10 protein-coding genes, 1 pseudogene and 3 CRISPR repeat arrays are annotated in these 16,032 nt (G+C 70.6%); of the genes and pseudogenes, 1 reads left to right on the forward strand and 10 read right to left on the reverse strand.

Annotated elements, in window-relative coordinates:
- Positions 1-84 precede the first annotated feature (84 nt).
- Both QUE40_RS19495 and QUE40_RS17000 read right to left on the reverse strand, forming a co-directional pair.
- On the reverse strand, positions 85-219 hold the full coding sequence (locus tag QUE40_RS19495; RefSeq protein ID WP_350227183.1) for a hypothetical protein: 135 nt from the start codon (positions 217-219) through the stop codon (positions 85-87).
- Between the two features lie 18 nt (positions 220-237).
- Positions 238-1,061, reverse strand: a pseudogene (locus QUE40_RS17000) (alpha/beta hydrolase); the annotation flags it as partial.
- Between the two features lie 198 nt (positions 1,062-1,259).
- Here QUE40_RS17000 and QUE40_RS17005 point away from each other — a divergent pair.
- Complete coding sequence (locus QUE40_RS17005; RefSeq protein WP_289231723.1) at positions 1,260-1,733, forward strand: DUF4262 domain-containing protein; 474 nt, start codon at positions 1,260-1,262, stop codon at positions 1,731-1,733.
- Positions 1,734-2,752: 1,019 nt separating this feature from the next.
- Positions 2,753-3,208: a CRISPR direct-repeat array (repeat unit 28 nt; unit sequence CCTCTACCCCCGCGTGCGCGGGGCGGAC).
- A gap of 93 nt (positions 3,209-3,301) precedes the next feature.
- Positions 3,302-5,284: a CRISPR direct-repeat array (repeat unit 28 nt; unit sequence CCTCTACCCCCGCGTGCGCGGGGCGGAC).
- Between the two features lie 92 nt (positions 5,285-5,376).
- A CRISPR array of direct repeats spans positions 5,377-6,074; the repeat unit is 28 nt; unit sequence CCTCTACCCCCGCGTGCGCGGGGCGGAC.
- Between the two features lie 40 nt (positions 6,075-6,114).
- Here the strand turns inward: QUE40_RS17005 and QUE40_RS17010 are convergent.
- From QUE40_RS17010 to dnaB, 8 genes are all read right to left on the reverse strand, one after another.
- Positions 6,115-7,152, reverse strand: a complete 1,038-nt coding sequence (locus QUE40_RS17010; RefSeq protein ID WP_289231724.1) for a hypothetical protein — start codon at positions 7,150-7,152, stop codon at positions 6,115-6,117.
- 222 nt (positions 7,153-7,374) lie between these two features.
- Positions 7,375-8,532, reverse strand: coding sequence for a type I-G CRISPR-associated RAMP protein Csb1/Cas7g (gene cas7g, locus QUE40_RS17015; RefSeq protein WP_289231725.1), 1,158 nt, complete (start codon positions 8,530-8,532; stop codon positions 7,375-7,377).
- Positions 8,529-9,146, reverse strand: coding sequence for a hypothetical protein (locus QUE40_RS17020; protein ID WP_289231726.1), 618 nt, complete (start codon positions 9,144-9,146; stop codon positions 8,529-8,531). The genes cas7g and QUE40_RS17020 overlap by 4 nt, the downstream gene beginning before the upstream one ends.
- Before the next feature lie 274 nt (positions 9,147-9,420).
- Positions 9,421-10,011 (reverse strand): hypothetical protein, encoded by a 591-nt coding sequence (locus tag QUE40_RS17025; protein WP_289231727.1) that lies wholly within the window; start codon positions 10,009-10,011, stop codon positions 9,421-9,423.
- Entirely contained in the window at positions 10,008-10,232 is a 225-nt protein-coding gene (locus QUE40_RS17030) for a hypothetical protein (protein ID WP_289231728.1), read from the reverse strand. Before QUE40_RS17030 ends, QUE40_RS17025 begins: the two co-directional genes overlap by 4 nt.
- A gap of 17 nt (positions 10,233-10,249) precedes the next feature.
- Positions 10,250-11,890: a helicase-related protein gene (locus tag QUE40_RS17035; protein WP_289231729.1), complete on the reverse strand. Its 1,641-nt coding sequence runs from the start codon at positions 11,888-11,890 to the stop codon at positions 10,250-10,252.
- A 5-nt stretch (positions 11,891-11,895) separates the two neighbouring features.
- The gene (locus QUE40_RS17040) at positions 11,896-12,423 is read right to left on the reverse strand and encodes a hypothetical protein (RefSeq protein WP_289231730.1); all 528 of its coding nucleotides are present in this window, start codon (positions 12,421-12,423) and stop codon (positions 11,896-11,898) included.
- Between the two features lie 398 nt (positions 12,424-12,821).
- Entirely contained in the window at positions 12,822-15,656 is a 2,835-nt protein-coding gene (gene dnaB / locus QUE40_RS17045) for a replicative DNA helicase (RefSeq protein ID WP_289231731.1), read from the reverse strand.
- Positions 15,657-16,032 lie beyond the last annotated feature (376 nt).

Here is a 16,032-nt window from a genome sequence, read left to right on the forward strand (position 1 = left end):
TCCTCGGGCGGGGTGACGTGCGGCCGGTGGTGCGCGGGGCATACCGGAATTGTCGGTACGCCCCCGCTCACCCGGGCGCATGACTCACCGCTGTGGTTGGAGAGCCTCCCGCACGGCGTCGACCGCGAGCTTGCGGGCGACGTTGGTGGCCGGGGTGTCGCGCAGGGCGTCGAGCAGCATGAAGTCGTGCACCGTGCCGCTGATGCGGACGGCGGTCACCTCGACGCCGGCCTCGCGGAGCTTGTTGGCGTACAGCTCGCCGCCGTCGCGCAGGACGTCGGCCTCGGCGGTGATGACGAGGGCGGGCGGCAGACCCTTGAGGTCCTCGAGGGTGGCGCGCAGCGGGAGGCGTACTTCTCCTCGCGCTTGCTCTCGTCGGTCGTGTAGGCGTCCCAGAACCACTTCATTCCGTCGCGGGTGAGGTAGTAGTGCTCCGCGAACTGGTGGTAGGACTGCGTGTCGAAGTCGGGGCCGGTCACCGGGTAGAGCAGGATCTGGGCCTTCAGCTCCAGCCCGCCGCGGTCCTTGTTCATCTGCGCGAAGACGGCCGACATGCAGCCGCCGACGGACTCGCCGGCGACGGCGACGCGGGAGGTGTCGAGCCCGTAGTCGGCGCCGTTCTTCTGCAGCCACTGGCCGACGGCGTAGTTCTGCTCCACCTGGGTGGGGTACCCCTTCTCCGGAGCCCAGTCGTACACCGGGAAGACGCCGGCGGCGCCGGCTCCGACGGACAGCTCGCGGAAGATGCGGTCGTGGGTCTTGTCGTCGCCGAAGACCCAGCCCGCCCCGTGGATGTAGAACACGACGGGCAGCGGGCCGGTCGCACCCTTGGGCTTGATGATGCGGGTGCGCACCGTGCCCCACTCGCCGGCGTCGACGTCGACCCACTCCTCGTCGACCTCGGGGCGCTCGACGCCCTCGCCGCTCTGCAGGTCGCTGAGGATCTTGCGCCCCTCCTCCGGCGGGAGCTCGTAGATGCGCGGGTGCGGGTCGGTGTCCTCGGCGAGCTTCTTGGCCTCGGGCTCCAGGTAGGGCGTGGTGGGGGCGGGCAGGTCGGTCATGGTTCGTTCCTTCTGCTTCGGGGCCGGTCGCGTGCGTCGACGACGCTACGGACGCCGAACCGGCAGAGACGAGTGCCGCGAACGACACCTTTCGTGCGGATCGCGACAGCCGCTGAGGGCGGGTGCGAGCCGCTCGTCCGGCGAGGGCTGTCACACCTCGCTCGTACGGTCCCGTCATTCGACGGAGGGGAGATGAAGATGAACGACGCACAGACCCAGGCGTGGCTCGACCAGGAGGACGCCATGGTGCGCGACTGCATCCGCGAGCACGGGTGCTTCTTGCAGTACGTGGGGGCGGAGCCGGAGACGAAGTCGGCGAGCTTCTGCTACTCGACGGGGTTCTTCGGCCTCGGCCACCCGGAGCTGATCGTCTTCGGGCTGGCCCCCAGCTCGGCGGGCGGGATGCTGAACTGGTGCTTCGCCGAGGTCAAGGCGGGCAAGGTGATGATGCCCGGGGAGATCCTCGAGTTCGGCGACGGCTGCGGTCGGGCACGTGTCGAGGAGTTCCCCAACCCCGGCGCGATGCTGTTCAGTGCGAACCGGTTCTACCAGCGGCCGCCGGAGTACTCGGTGCCGGCGTACCAGCTGACCTGGGACGTGAACGGTGCGTTCCCGGGAGAGCCCGGGTATCCGTACGGCCCGCACCAGCAGCCGCGGCCGGGGACTCTGTAGGAGACGAGGCGTGCGCGGGGCGTCCCTGATCGTCCCGGCACGCCTCGACCCCCGCGCACGCGGGGGAGTAGAATGCAGTGCAACGCCCCCCTTGCGAGGGACCGGGAAGTGAGGCTCGGGATTTCCTGCCGGACGACAGGGCCCGAGCGTCGCGCTTTGTCTAGTCGCTCGACCCCGCACTCGGCGAGGCGAACTCCTCACGCTCAGCCTGCTTGGCCACGTCGAACCCTCGACCCCCGCACTCGCGGGGCGAACCTCCTGCGCTGCACCCGAGGATGCGAGCAGTCGCCTCGACCCCCGCACTCGCGGGGGAGAACGCCTGGGCCCACCTCGCCGGCGCGGTCCACGCCCCTCGACCCCCGCATTCGCGGGGCGGACGCAACCCCGCCGCCCGCGCGAGTAGCCACCAGCCTCGACCCCCGCGCTCGCGGGGCGGACGTCCGGTGTAGCTCCCGCCTCGCGCGTGGAGCCCCTCGACCCCCGCGCTCGCGGGGCGGACTCTTGGGCGAACGTGATGTTCAAGTCCGATGCGCCTCTACCCCCGCGTGCGCGGGGCAGACCCGGCGTAGACCTGCTCCCAGGTCTCCTCGAGCCCTCTACCCCCGCGTGCGCGGGGCGGACACCCCGAGCGCGGCTCCGCCGGCGCGTGCCGGCCCTCTACCCCCGCGTGCGCGGGCGGACGGAGACGGCAGAGGCATGAGCCCGCACAGCGGGGCTCTACCCCCGCGTGCGCGGGGCGGACCTCCCACTGGGAGCCGGTGGCGAGGCTGACGTGGCCTCTACCCCCGCGTGCGCGGGGCGGACCTCCCACTGGGAGCCGGTGGCGAGGCTGACGTGGCCTCTACCCCCGCGTGCGCGGGGCGGACACCCCGAGCGCGGCTCCGCCGGCGGATGCCGGCCCTCTACCCCCGCGTGCGCGGGCGGACGGAGACGGCAGAGGCATGAGCCCGCACAGCGGGGCTCTACCCCGCGTGCGCGGGGCGGACATGCCGTTCAGCGCCGCCGCCACCGCCGGCGCACCTCTACCCCCGCGTGCGCGGGGCGGACGCCCGTCGATCCTGACCACCGGGTCGGGCGCCCCTCTACCCCCGCGTGCGCGGGGCGGACTCCGGCAGCGGCGAGCCTCACGTGCCCGCCCCCTCTACCCCCCCCGCGTGCGCGGGACGGACGCTCGTCCATGCCTTCGATCCTCCGGGGGCTTACCTCTACCCCCGCGTGCGCGGGGCGGACCGCGGCGTCATCGACCGGCCCGGGCCTGCGGTCCCTCTACCCCCGCGTGCGCGGGGCGGACAGGTGCCGCTCGTAGTCGCCGACGCCGCGCCGGCCTCGACCCCCGCGTGCGCGGGGCGGACAAGGGCCGACACGGGCTGAAACGGGCGCGGCGGCCTCGACCCCCGCGTGCGCGGGGCGGACCTGCGCCCCGGCATCAGACCGATGTGGCCGTGGCCTCGACCCCCGCGTGCGCGGGGCGGACGAACCCGTGCCGGGCTAGCTGGCGGGGAACTCCCTCGACCCCCCGCGTGAGCGGGGCGGACCCCAGGCCCGACCGTCCGAGCTGGGCGGCGGCACCTCGACCCCCGCGTGCGCGGGGCGGACAGGTTGTCGCGCCGGTGCTGGCCGATGACGTGGCCTCTACCCCCGCGTGCGCGGGGCGGACGACGCGCTACGGCAGCGCATCGAGGCGGGAGAGCCTCTACCCCCGCGTGCGCGGGGCGGACGATTCCTTGCCAGTTTGGTGCCGGGATTAGTCACCTCTACCCCCGCGTGCGCGGGGCGGACTCCACCTGCCGTCGCGGCCGACCATGCGGCAGCCCTCTACCCCCGCGTGCGCGGGGCGGACGGTGCGGCACACGCGCCGCCCCTTGAGCCCAGGCCTCTACCCCCGCGTGCGCGGGGCGAACGCGAAGAAGACGTGCGTGCGGCAGCTCGCGAAGCCTCTACCCCCGCGTGCGCGGGGCGGACACGCAGAGCACCCGCAACGAGACCGCCCTGGCGCCTCTACCCCCGCGTGCGCGGGGCGGACCGGCGGCGCCAGTTCGCTTTGAGGCGAAGCTCGCCTCTACCCCCGCGTGCGCGGGGCGGACCGGTGCGCCCTGTGCGCCGAGGTCCGTGCGGACCCTCTACCCCCGCGTGCGCGGGGCGGACGGGCTGGTCATCGCCTACAAGAAGAGCGAGACGCCTCTACCCCCGCGTGCGCGGGGCGGACTTGAGGTACACCTCTCCGTCAATCTCAGTCATGCCCTCTACCCCCGCGTGCGCGGGGCGGACTCCATCGTCACGTACCGCAGCGACGCGAGGATGCCTCTACCCCCGCGTGCGCGGGGCGGACGCACCGCGACCGACAGCGCCCGTACGAGCCGAGCCTCTACCCCCGCGTGCGCGGGGCGGACGCGATCGTGAAGCCCGACGGCACCGGCGGAATGCCTCTACCCCCGCGTGCGCGGGGCGGACCCGCGCGCGATCCGCTACGGGCTCGCGTACACGCCTCTACCCCCGCGTGCGCGGGGCGGACCCGACGCGCTACCCCCTCCCGGCCGGCGTCGACCCTCTACCCCCGCGTGCGCGGGGCGGACGTTCGCGCTGTCCCAGATCCGGCGCACGGATGGCCTCTACCCCCGCGTGCGCGGGGCGGACCAGGACGGCACCTACGAGCTCGACGGGTACCAGCCTCTACCCCCGCGTGCGCGGGGCGGACGTCGTCGGGTGCAATGGTCACTTGACGACGACCCCTCTACCCCCGCGTGCGCGGGGCGGACAGCAGCCCGTTCTGCACGTCCGTGGCGAACGGGCCTCTACCCCCGCGTGCGCGGGGCGGACGTCTGCACGTCCACGCCCTCCCACCAGCACAGGCCTCTACCCCCGCGTGCGCGGGGCGGACATGCGCCACGGGTGCACGTTCCCCGCGGTGGTCCCTCTACCCCCGCGTGCGCGGGGCGGACGGGGTCAGGTGCTGCTGTGCAGCCGTGCGAGGGCCTCTACCCCCGCGTGCGCGGGGCGGACGTGCGGGCGTTCTCGACCGGGCACCCGGGACGGCCTCTACCCCCGCGTGCGCGGGGCGGACTCGACGCGGTACCCGTCTGGGATCGAGCCGCACCCTCTACCCCCGCGTGCGCGGGGCGGACCAAGGACGAAATTTTTTCGACTCCAACCTGCAGCCTCTACCCCCGCGTGCGCGGGGCGGACTTGGCGCTCTTGGTGATGTAGCGCCGGGCGCCCCCTCTACCCCCGCGTGCGCGGGGCGGACGCCGCGAGCTGTGGGCCGACGTGCACCGCGCCGCCTCTACCCCCGCGTGCGCGGGGCGGACATCGACGCCGCGTGCCGTGTCGCCATGGCCGACCCTCTACCCCCGCGTGCGCGGGGCGGACGGCGTGCGGGGCGAGCAGGACTTCTCCCAGGTGCCTCTACCCCCGCGTGCGCGGGGCGGACACCTGGGCGGCCGAGTCCCCGGGGTGGGCCCCGCCTCTACCCCCGCGTGCGCGGGGCGGACAGTCGAACTTGATCTCGACCTTGATCGGGGAGTCCCTCTACCCCCGCGTGCGCGGGGCGGACCCACCCGTCGAGGGCAGCAGACCCTTGACGATGCCTCTACCCCGCGTGCGCGGGGCGGACTCCGGCTCGGACTTCACCGTCGAGGGCGTCGCCCCTCTACCCCCGCGTGCGCGGGGCGGACCTCGAACCAGCCGAGTGCAAGCGGGCGATGGCGCCTCTACCCCCGCGTGCGCGGGGCGGACCCACCGAGCCAGCCCTTGAGCATGTCGAGGACCCCTCTACCCCGCGTGCGCGGGGCGGACAGCACCGACACGATCACCGTCCCGGCCGGGCACCCTCTACCCCCGCGTGCGCGGGGCGGACGAGGTGGCCGGGACCGTCATCGGCGCCTGCACCCCTCTACCCCCGCGTGCGCGGGGCGGACGGCATGCTGCGGCGTTTCTCGGCGGCCGCGTCCCCTCTACCCCCGCGTGCGCGGGGCGGACGGGACGGCGTAGCCCCAGCCCTCGATCTCGGACCCTCTACCCCCGCGTGCGCGGGGCGGACGTCTTGCGCCCATCCCTGGGGCGATCTACGCCACCTCTACCCCCGCGTGCGCGGGGCGGACCGAGCGGCCATTTCGGAATCTCGGCCACCCCGGCCTCTACCCCCGCGTGCGCGGGGCGGACCTTGTCCTCGATGTTGATCACAGTCCCATCGCCCCTCTACCCCCGCGTGCGCGGGGCGGACCTCCGACACCCTCGACGAGGTCGCCGAGGGCTACCTCTACCCCCGCGTGCGCGGGGCGGACGCGCGGCTCGCGCTCGGGAACCAGGCGATCGGCCCTCTACCCCCGCGTGCGCGGGGCGGACACTTCCTGACCTGCAACGATGCGCGACTGATGGCGCATTCTCATTCAGTTCGCGCGCCCACGGGTTCCAGCGCAAACGCACCCAGTTGAAGCGGACCGATGACCTCCCGATCAAGGAGCAACGAGACATGAGTCAGACCGGGGTGGAAGTCCACCTGCGGCGCGCGCTCGTCCCGAGCGACGTCGTGCACAGTGACTTCCTGCAGCTGAGCGCCGTGTTGCTCAGCCAGACGTTGGCACTCATCTGTGAGCCGGCTTCGCTCAGCCGGCACCGGAATCTGCGTGGTCCAGGCCGCAGACCGACCCAGGACACGCTTGAGCACCAGCTTCCGCGCCGAGTTGAGGTTGTCTCGCCGCGGACGTGCGACGCCAACGTCACCGTCCCGCACCAAGTACAGCGCCTCCGGCCCCTGCCCGCGGACCAAGACCTCACGCAGACCATGTGTTTCCAACCCTCGACGGCTCTGAGTCACCAGAACCGGCACCGCAAGCACGTCACCCGACAACTGAGAACCCAGCGCTAGCAACGCTTCTGGCGCGGCGAGAGGGGTGAACCAGTAGACGACGGCGTCGTCCCACCACCGCTGCACGTCGCCGAGTCGCGCCGGGGTCCACGACTCGACCTCGGCCGTCTCACTGGTTGCACTCACCGAATAGGTCGCCGTCGGGCGGGCACCGAGCGAGGGATGAAAGCCCGGGCGACCAAACGCCCTGCGCTGCTCCTCGCGCTTGTCGAGGGCGTCCAGCAAGCTCGAGGTCGCGACCCGCAACATGCGGGCGCCATGGTCCGCCGGCGACCACACTTCACGACTTCTCGACATGGCGGCAACGTCCGCCCGTTCGAGCACGTGCGCATCCACCACGGCGGGAGACGTCGGGCGCCCCAGGTAAGGGATCTCGGCCATCACTCCTTGCAGGTCGCTCAGCTCGGCTGGGTCCAACGGCACGTCCGCGAAGACGTACGACACACACCCGTCGCCCACGGTCGTCCCACGGCGCGCGGGCTTGCTGATCGTGCCGGTGAGACCACCGCGCTCGATGCGCCCGGTGGTGAGGTCGAGATCGGCATCGACGCGCACCCACGTCGTGACATTTCCCGCACGTTCCCCGCTGGGGGGACCAGCACAGTCGGGGGCGCCAGGGCAAACATGGCCCTGGCAGCCTCGACCCCCTCGCCGCGGCCGTACGCCGTCGCCAGGGTGGCACTCGCAAGCCGGGCAGGCGAGGGCGGCCACTCCGCCAACCCGCGTTCGTCGTGGGCTTGAAACTCGCCGAGTGGGAAGCGGACGTCGACCACCAGGTCAGGCACCGCCGTCCGCCTCCACCAGCTCCGGGTCGGACTTCTCGAGGAGCTGGCCGAGGATCGACTTCGGCGGGATCGTCACCGTGACCGGGCCCTTCCACCCAACTCGAGCGCCCAGCTCACGGACCAGTGCCACCAGCTGCTCGCCGCTGGGGAGGTCCACCTCCTCGCCGCCCGTGGCGTGCCGGATCAGAGTGGCCCTGGGCGCGTTCACGATGCGGAGCTCGGTCCCGGCTCGAAGCAACGCGTCCTGTGCGGCGACTTCGCGAAGAAGCAGAGCCAGCGCAACCATGAGGGCGTTGGCGCCAGCGGCGTCCTGGTCGGACCAGCCGAACCGTCGGAGGCCCGAGAACGACAGGAACCAGTGACCGACGATGGATTCGTACGTCACGTCGACAGGCGCCTTCTCGATCGCGGTCGGCGGCATCGAGCCCAGCCCCAACGCACTCGGACCGACGTCGTTCTTGCCCGAACCCTGCTTGGCCTGAGGGCCGAACAGGGTGTCCTGCTTCGCGGCCATACGGTGCCGTCTGGCCACGCCGGTCGCGACAATCTCAGCCGTCACGATCCGAGCGGACCTCGCGTCGCTGTGCACCTTGGCGTATCCCTCGAATGCCTCCGCGAGCTCCTTGCCAAAGGCCTTGGTGTTGCGATCCAGGTTCTTCTGGCTGACCGTGTGCGAGTGCCACCAACCGAAGATCGGGCTCGTCGGGAACCACCGCGCGAGTGCCCCTGCGTTGGACGTGGTGGCTTGCTGGATCTCCTGGAACGGAATGCCCGCTTCCTCCAGCTGCACCCGTGCGGCGCGCCACGTGGCGTCAGCCTGACGGTGCGAGAGGCGGACCGAGGTGGTGAGCAGGTCACCGTCCTGGTCGACGAACCTGACGAGCGGGTACCCGATGTCCTCGGCGATCGCCTCCACCGCCGCCTCCATGCGGGAGGCCTGCGATCCCCACGAGTCGATCGTGACGGCCACCTTGCCGTCCGGCAGCGTGAACTCGCCCTCGACCACCCGTCCGTCGGCCCGCATGGTGCCGGCTGGGGGTGTCACGGTGTCGCCGATCAACGACTCGAATCCGGTGGTGAACTGCAGTCCCGCGGCGCCGCGGTCGGCGATCCAGCCCTGGACGAGATCGACGAACTTCTGCGTCTTCATGCCTTCACTCCTGCCAGGAGGCCGGCCACTGAGACCGGCACGACCATCCCTAAGCCGTACGCCCTACCGCGCCCGATCCCGTTGGCCAAAACCTTGTTGGCCGCGTCCCTAGCCAGGTCCCCGACGACGAACGACAGGTCTCGCACCGTGAACCGGACCCGACGCTCGCCCCGCACGCCGTAACCGCGCGCCGCCGACCACGACAGGTCGTCGACGCTGATCCCGTGCCGCTCGAGCAGGCCGGTTGCCCAGGCGCCCATCTCCTCGTCGGCCACCGGTCGCACGCGTACACCACCGTCGACGGTGTTCCGCTTCTCCGCGGCCACGAGCGCGACGCAGCGCGTTCCCGGCTCCAGGGGTGGCGTCTCGACCGGTCGCGCTCCGGGCACTGTTGCGCCCGAGCTGCGCACTCGCAACCGCACGTCTCCCGGTTCGCCCAGGGGGTCGGATGGCAGGTCGACCCGGAACTGCGATCCGGTGTCGATGCGGATGCCCGCCGAACGACCGTGCATGTCGGGGAGCAGCTTGCAGAACCAGCCGTGCGTGGCCTCCGGCTGCGCGATGGTCTTGAGCAGGTCGGTGGACAACGGGTAGTCGACGACGAGGTCGGTCATGACGATGAAACCCTTCTGATCGAGTCGAACCTGGATGCTTTGGTGCCGCCGCCGATCGACCGGACCGACGCGGTGAAGGTGGGCCACGACGCGGGATGGACGCCGTTGATCACGAGCTGCGCCACGGAAGGTGCCCCCAACGGGGCGGGGTTGAGGCTCCACACGAGCCCAGGGCCCCCTTCCACGTCGAGGGTGCCGGGCAGGAGTTGGAGCACGCCCACGAGAGCCAGCAGCTCCACGACAGGCACGGCCGCCGCCGACTCAGTCCCGAGCGTCAGCCGGGGGATGTCTCCGCTACGGAGAACCTCAGGACCATCGAGTCGGTAATGAATCGGGGAGCGTTCCCATCCAGGAGGGCATGCACGTCGTCGAGCAGCTGCTGCCGTTGTTGCGCACGGTGCTGGGCCGGATCCTTTCCCTTCTTCGCGGGCGGCCACAGGTCTGCACAGGACTTTCGGACGTAGCTGCGCCCCGAGATGAGCATGAGAGCGGCCGACTTGACCTGGGGATCTGCCGGGACGGTGGCGCCGCCCTTGGTCCCGCCGACATCCATCGTTCGCAGGACATCATCAACGGCCGGGCTGTCCCACGACTGGGCGCACAGGTCAGCCAACGCGGACCAAGCCGGTGTCGTCGACCGAAGGGGCGCCACGTCGGGCAGCGGGAAGTTCTCCGGCGCCGTGAGGCTCTCCAGCTGCTCCACGACCGAGCCGGCAACATCATCCGCCCCGTCCTCCTGCGTGAGTGCGGGAGTGCCCGACTCCGGGAAGGAGAGCTTTCCGCCAGACAGCGCCGCGAGGCCGAGCGCAGCAAGGAAGCCGGACGGGTGGCCACCATCGAGCGCAGTCAGTTTCCACGTCGTCATGCCAACCTCCGGGAAGCCGCCCAGTCTGCGAGGCGCACGATCGCCTCGGCGAGCGCGAGCGAGTAGGGGCCGTAAGTGCGCACGAGCTGGTTGAACTCGTCGACGCGGGTGGCCCACTCGTCCGTGGTGGGGTCCTGCAGCGGTGGGGCGTCCGGGCCCTCGAGCAGCGGGCCGTACGGGCGGAACGACCCGTGGTGGGTCAGGATCAGATGCCGGACCAACGCGGGATCGTGGGGGCTCACCTCACCAGCGGCCCGCGCCGCTTCGAACCGGACGACGGAGTCGGCTTCGTGGCGCCATCCTCTCGGCACACCGGACTGCCGCTGCACCCATCGCCAGTCGCGCCGAGCCAGCGCGGACTTCCCGATGTCCTCCGCCGGCTGTTCCACGACGTAGTTCCCGTCAGGGCACCGTCGGTGACGCAATGCATGCTGTAAATTTTTGTCTCGCTTGCCCTCGTCATGACGTTGTGCCGCGAGCGCCAGGTCTGCGGTGAGTGCCTCTGGCAGCGCGAGCCGGGAGCACCATTCTCGGACCTTCTCCTCGACGTCCATCTGGTGGTCGTCCAAGCCGTACGGCTCCGCGAGCACCACCTCGTCGGGGTCGGGCGCAACGGGCGTGATCTCGAACCAACCGGTCGAGTCGCCCCCTCGTCCACCAGCTCGACCATCTCGTACTCGCCTTCGTATCGGGATTCGTCGGGCTCGAAAGCCAGCTCGAAACGCCCGATGGCAGCGCCTGGTGCGGCGTCGTCAACCGAAGGCTGCCCGTCCACGAGATCCACACCGGCTCCTTCGATTCCGAAGGCGTCTGACTGCGGCGGCAGCACGACAACCGAACCCGGGCGGAGGCTGGCTGCTGGTGGCGACAGCTGCGGCATCCTGGTGGCGGGATCAACCAGGACGAACGGATTCCGCGCGCACAGCTCGCGGGCCAGGGCGATCGGGACGGTCCAGGTCTCGTCAGGGTGAGGCGGGTGCCGCTTCAGGTGAGCGACCAGTGGGTTGTCCGCCGCGGCTGAAGCCGCAACAGAGTCCCTACCCGGCCACAACTCGGAGATTGCCACCGAACGGCGGAAGGCGACGCTGACCTCCGCAGCGGGATCATCCGGGGAGCGCAACCACCGACCGACCGGCGCTTCGTAGGGCGAGCGCCCAGTGGAAACGTACGAGTCGAAGACGAACCGCGGTAGCACCGCCGTCGCAACGGGTGCCGGCGCGTGCTCTGGCCCCTCGAGGATGCTGACGAGCTCGGCAACGGTAGTCGGTGCTGACGCCAGCAGCGCTGCGCCCAGGTCAGCGGCGGCCTCTCCATAGACAGGTTCGGGCTTCCCCTCACCGACGACGATCCGCACCGAGCCACCCGAGCGGACACCCACTCGGTTCACTCGTCCGAGACGCTGAATGATGGCCGCAGCCGATGCAATCGGCATCAGGACGTGGTCGAAGTCGAGGTCGGCTCCGACCTCAAGAGTCTGGGTCGCGACCACGATGAGGGGCTTGGTCTCCGGCCCCCGCCGCGGTTCACCCGTCCTGACCGATGCCAGACGGCGAAGCACGTGCTTCTGGAACGTGTTCGGCATCCCGCCCACCAGCAGAACGACCTCGGCGTCGCGGTGTCGGGCGCGCAGGGTGGAGGCAAGAACTTTCGCCCGTTGAGGAGTGTTGGCGAAGACGAGGTACGACTCCCCCGGCTCGACGGTCAGACCCGAGACAGCTTGAGCCATCCCTTGGTCCCCCGTGCTGGCCTCCACGTGCTCGACCACCACCGGCATGTCCGCGCGGCGGCGGATCCGATCACCGACCTCGGGCTGGGCACGGATCTCTGCTTCGCGGTCGAACTGGAGACCGCCATCACCTGCACTGGGCGTGGCCGTCATCCGCATCACCCGGCGAGGGGGATGGACCCGCCCAGGCAGCCTTCGTCCTGCTGCTGGCGTTCGAGCACCTGCAGGGTCCGGTCCAGCTGTCCCGACAGGTGCGCCTCGTCGAGCACCAGCAGCGAGTCTGCGCCCAGCAGCGCCATGTCGATGGGACGGCGACCCAGCGAGCCCACGTAACTGCGCCCGAGAAGGGCCGAACCGACCAGGTCCACCGTGCCCACGATGATCCCTGGCGCAGCCGGATGTGCCGCGATCTGAGGACGTACTGACAGCCCGCCCCGCAGAATCGACAGCGACACGAGCGGAGGTTCAGACTCGCCGTCGCCACCAAGTCGCAACGCATCTGCGACCGCAGCAACCGCGGGCGTCTCAGCGCGCTTGAGTTTCTCGATCCAGCGCTCGGCGGACACGACAGTGTCATCGACGACAACACGCCGATCGACCACCACGACGTACCGCATCGGCACGATGCGCTGCTGCCCTGCGGGGCGGCCCAGATCCTGGGCCAGCGCCCACAGCCAGGCGAGCATCACCGATGTCTTCCCATATCCGGTTGGGACAGTGAGGGTCCTGGGTGGATCCCCCGACGCAGCGCTTCAGCGACCTGCACCAGCCAGAGGTACGGCCGGTGTCCGGTCATTTCGAAGAAGAAGTCCTCGAAGGAAGCCTGCTGCCTTGTCACGGGCGTCACAGTAGCACGGACTGGCTGCCCTCGAACCCTGCAGGTACATCGTTCATGCGTTTCCCGACAGCGACATTGCGCGGACGCCCCCGCGCGCTCGCGCGGGGCATGAGGACCGTTGGGGATCCAACCCAGCAGGCACATCTCCTCAACACCAGCAACGACTGGTCGACAACCACGATAGGCCGGGTAGCGTGCCGCTCCCCGCCCGGGGCGAGCGGCGCAGCGATCTCAGTCCGCAGCGACTCAGAAGCTCTGGGCCATGTTGGTGAAGCGGCTGTAGTGCCCCTGGAACGCCACCACGATCGTGTCGGTGGGGCCGTTTCGGTGCTTCGCCACGATCAGATCGGCCTCGCCGGCGCGCTCGGACTCCTTGTTGAAGGAGTCCTCGCGGTGCAAGAGGATCACCATGTCGGCGTCCTGCTCGATGCTGTTGTGTGCGGCGATGCCGTTGGCGATGAAGTTGTGCGAGCCGAGCACCGTGGCGTCGTAGACCTCTTCGAGGCCGTCGAGCTCGATCGATCCGATCGGGTCCCAGTGCACGTCGTTGACCGCGTCGAGGTCGAGCGCCGACTCGTCGAGGAGAGTGGCGACCGCGCCCAGCGACCCCTCCTGCCCCTGGCGCTCCAAGACCGCGGTGGCCAGACCGTCGTGCAGCGAGGTGCTCACCGATGCCGCGTCGCGGGCTGCAGTCTGCTCGCGCACGTGCGCCAGCAGCGCCTCCGACTGGTGGGTCGACTCGCCATGGCGGTAGACCTCCTGCAGGAACCGCCGCTGATCGTCGACACCCTCGAGGTGGAGCTGAAAACCGTTCCTGCCGCGCGTGATTCGCGTCGAGATGCCGAACCGCAGCAGCAGCTGCGACACGCCGTCGAGCAGTCTCCGCGACTGCGCGCGCAGCGACACGAATCCTTCACCGTCGAGCCACGCCACCCGGCCGTCCAGCCGCCACAGCGCGTCGACGAACACCCCGATCTGGCGCTTCGGCATGTGGAACAGATCCGGAATCAGCTCGCGCTCTGCCTCGGGCACCATGTCCACGCCGAGGTTGCACCCGCGGGTCACCAGGTCGGCGTCTGTCGGGTCGTACGGCGTCTTGCTCGACCAGAGCAGCGCCATGGTGCGCACCCACGCATCGTCACCGAACGCCTCGTGCTGCTCCGGCGCGGGGACGTGACGCGGGACAGCGATCCGATCGCCCGCGTGCAGATCACCCAGCTGCTTCCAGCCGTCGTACGTCAGGAACCGGTGGTTCTCCGTCGCGCGCACGGTCTTGCCCGAGGCGAGCGTCATCCGGAAGACCGGCCGCGTCCCGGTCGAGAAGGCGTGTGTCAGCGGGCGGGCAACGTAGCGCAGCGAGTCGTCCAACGCCCACACCGGGACGTCGCGAGCGCCCGACTTCGCCAGCTCGCCGATGGTCACCTCCGCGCCGGTGTCCGCTCGAAGCAGACGCGTGTCTGCCGTCAGGCACCCCGATTCGCGAAGGTCACTCATCTGCGGCCGCTTGTCGGTGCGCTGCTCGGGTCCACGGTTCAGCTGGCTGATCGCGATGACCGGGACGTCGATCTCCTTGGCCAGCAGCTTCAGGGCACGGGAGAACTCCGAGACCTCCTGCTGACGCGACTCGACGCGCTTGCCCGAGGTCATCAGCTGCAGGTAATCGATGACCACCAGCTTGAGGTTGTTCGTCTGCTTGAGCCGACGGCACTTCGCCCGGATCTCCATCAGCGACATGTTCGGCGAGTCGTCGATGAACAGAGGCGCGTCCGAGACCCTGCCCATCGTGGCGGCCAGGCGCGTCCAGTCGGTGTCGCGCATCTGCCCCTTGCGCATGTGCTGCAGCTGGATCTCGGCCTCGGCCGACAGCAGACGCATGGTGATCTCGGACTTGCTCATCTCCAGGCTGAAGATGACGGCGGCCTGGTTGTGCTTGATCGCGGCCGACCGCACCACGTCGAGGCCGAGCGTGGAGTTGTGCGTCGGGATCATCGCGCGCGACGCGAGGTAGAGGTGCGAGGCGTTGTCGACCTCGACGCAGCGCACGGGGACCGACGCGACCGGGCGCACGGCCTCGACCTTCCACACCTGGACCGCCCCGAACGCCGCCCGGCGCACCTCGACCACACCCGGATGACCGGCCAGCACGCCGGTCGTCACGATCTGCGGCTCCGCGCCGTCGAGCCGGACCGACCACTGGTGCTGCTCGTCCGCCACGATCACCGTGCCGTCGGAGAACTCGACTTCGAAGCACGGGCGCTCGTGCATCACCTCGGTCGCGGCCACCACCCGCGTCGGCAGGCCGTCGGCACCGATGAGCTCGTCGCCCACCGCGACCTCGCCCATGGTCGTCCAGCCGGTCGGCGTCGGCAGCGGGGTGTCCAGCGCGAGCGCCTTGCCGACGGCAGGCCGAGCTGCCAGCACGATCATCTGCCCCGGGTGCAGGCCGTTCGTGAGCGTGTCGAGATCGGTGAATCCCGTTGGGACGCCGATCATCTCGCCCGAGGTCGACGACGCCGCCTCGATCTCGTCGGCGGTCGACTCGATGACCTCGCCGAGCCGGACGTAGTCCTCGCCGCCGCGCTTGTCGGCCACGGCGTAGACCTCCGCCTGCGCCGCGTTGACCAGGTCCTCGACGTCACCGCCGCCCTGGGCATAACCCATCTGCACGATGCGGGTGCCCGCGTCGACCAGGCGCCGCAGCACCGCCCGCTCGGCGACGATCTGGGCGTAGTAGCCCGCGTTCGCCGCGGTCGGCACGCCCTGGATCAGCTGGTGCAGGTATGCCGGCCCGCCCGCGCGACCCAGCTCGCCCCGCTTGTTCAGCTCGTCGGCGACGGTGATGGCGTCGGCGGGCTCGCCCCGGCCGTACAGATCCAGGATCGCGTCCCAGATGACCTCGTGCGCGGGGCGGTAGAAGTCGGTGCCCCTGACCGCCTCGACGCAGTCGGCGATGGCGTCCTTGGACAGCAGCATCCCGCCCAGCACCGACTGCTCGGCACTGACGTCCTGCGGCGGGACACGCTCGTCGGAGGGACCATCGCTCGGGGCGTCATAGGCCCCTTCGAGCTCGGCGATCGACACCCGAGATCCTCCTTCGCACCGGTCGGCTCAGCTCGCTGCTGACAGCAGAGATGAGACCACCCGGCACCGACAAGCAACACGTCCGCCCGACGGTAGGACGGCCTCCGGCGACACGCCCAACTGACGGGGGCCGCTCGCGTCAAGGCCTGTGGACGGGCCTGTGGAGAACTTGCGGACAACGGCGTCGTAGTTGTGCACAAGCCGTGGACAACTCTGTGGACAACGCGTCGGCGAGACCGTCGTACGACGCTCTGACCTGGGCAAACACGATCCACACACTGTGCACAGCAGAAAGTTACGGTCCCGTCGGGTGACGGCTCGCTCGTCCACCGACCCGGCCCACCAACGGTTTCCCCACCAGACCCATCCGCCGGCC

The organism is Barrientosiimonas endolithica, from assembly GCF_030296655.1.
GTDB classification, from domain to species: domain Bacteria; phylum Actinomycetota; class Actinomycetes; order Actinomycetales; family Dermatophilaceae; genus Barrientosiimonas; species Barrientosiimonas humi.

Bases quoted from the DNA above. Each gene is read 5' to 3' on its own strand.
- cas7g (WP_289231725.1), bottom strand. From the start codon at position 8,532: ATGAAGACGCAGAAGTTCGTCGATCTCGTCCAGGGCTGGATCGCCGAC.
- QUE40_RS17040 (WP_289231730.1), bottom strand. From the start codon at position 12,423: ATGCTCGCCTGGCTGTGGGCGCTGGCCCAGGATCTGGGCCGCCCCGCA.
- QUE40_RS17035 (WP_289231729.1), bottom strand. From the start codon at position 11,890: ATGACGGCCACGCCCAGTGCAGGTGATGGCGGTCTCCAGTTCGACCGC.
- QUE40_RS17025 (WP_289231727.1), bottom strand. From the start codon at position 10,011: ATGACGACGTGGAAACTGACTGCGCTCGATGGTGGCCACCCGTCCGGC.
- QUE40_RS17005 (WP_289231723.1), top strand. From the start codon at position 1,260: ATGAACGACGCACAGACCCAGGCGTGGCTCGACCAGGAGGACGCCATG.
- QUE40_RS17020 (WP_289231726.1), bottom strand. From the start codon at position 9,146: ATGACCGACCTCGTCGTCGACTACCCGTTGTCCACCGACCTGCTCAAG.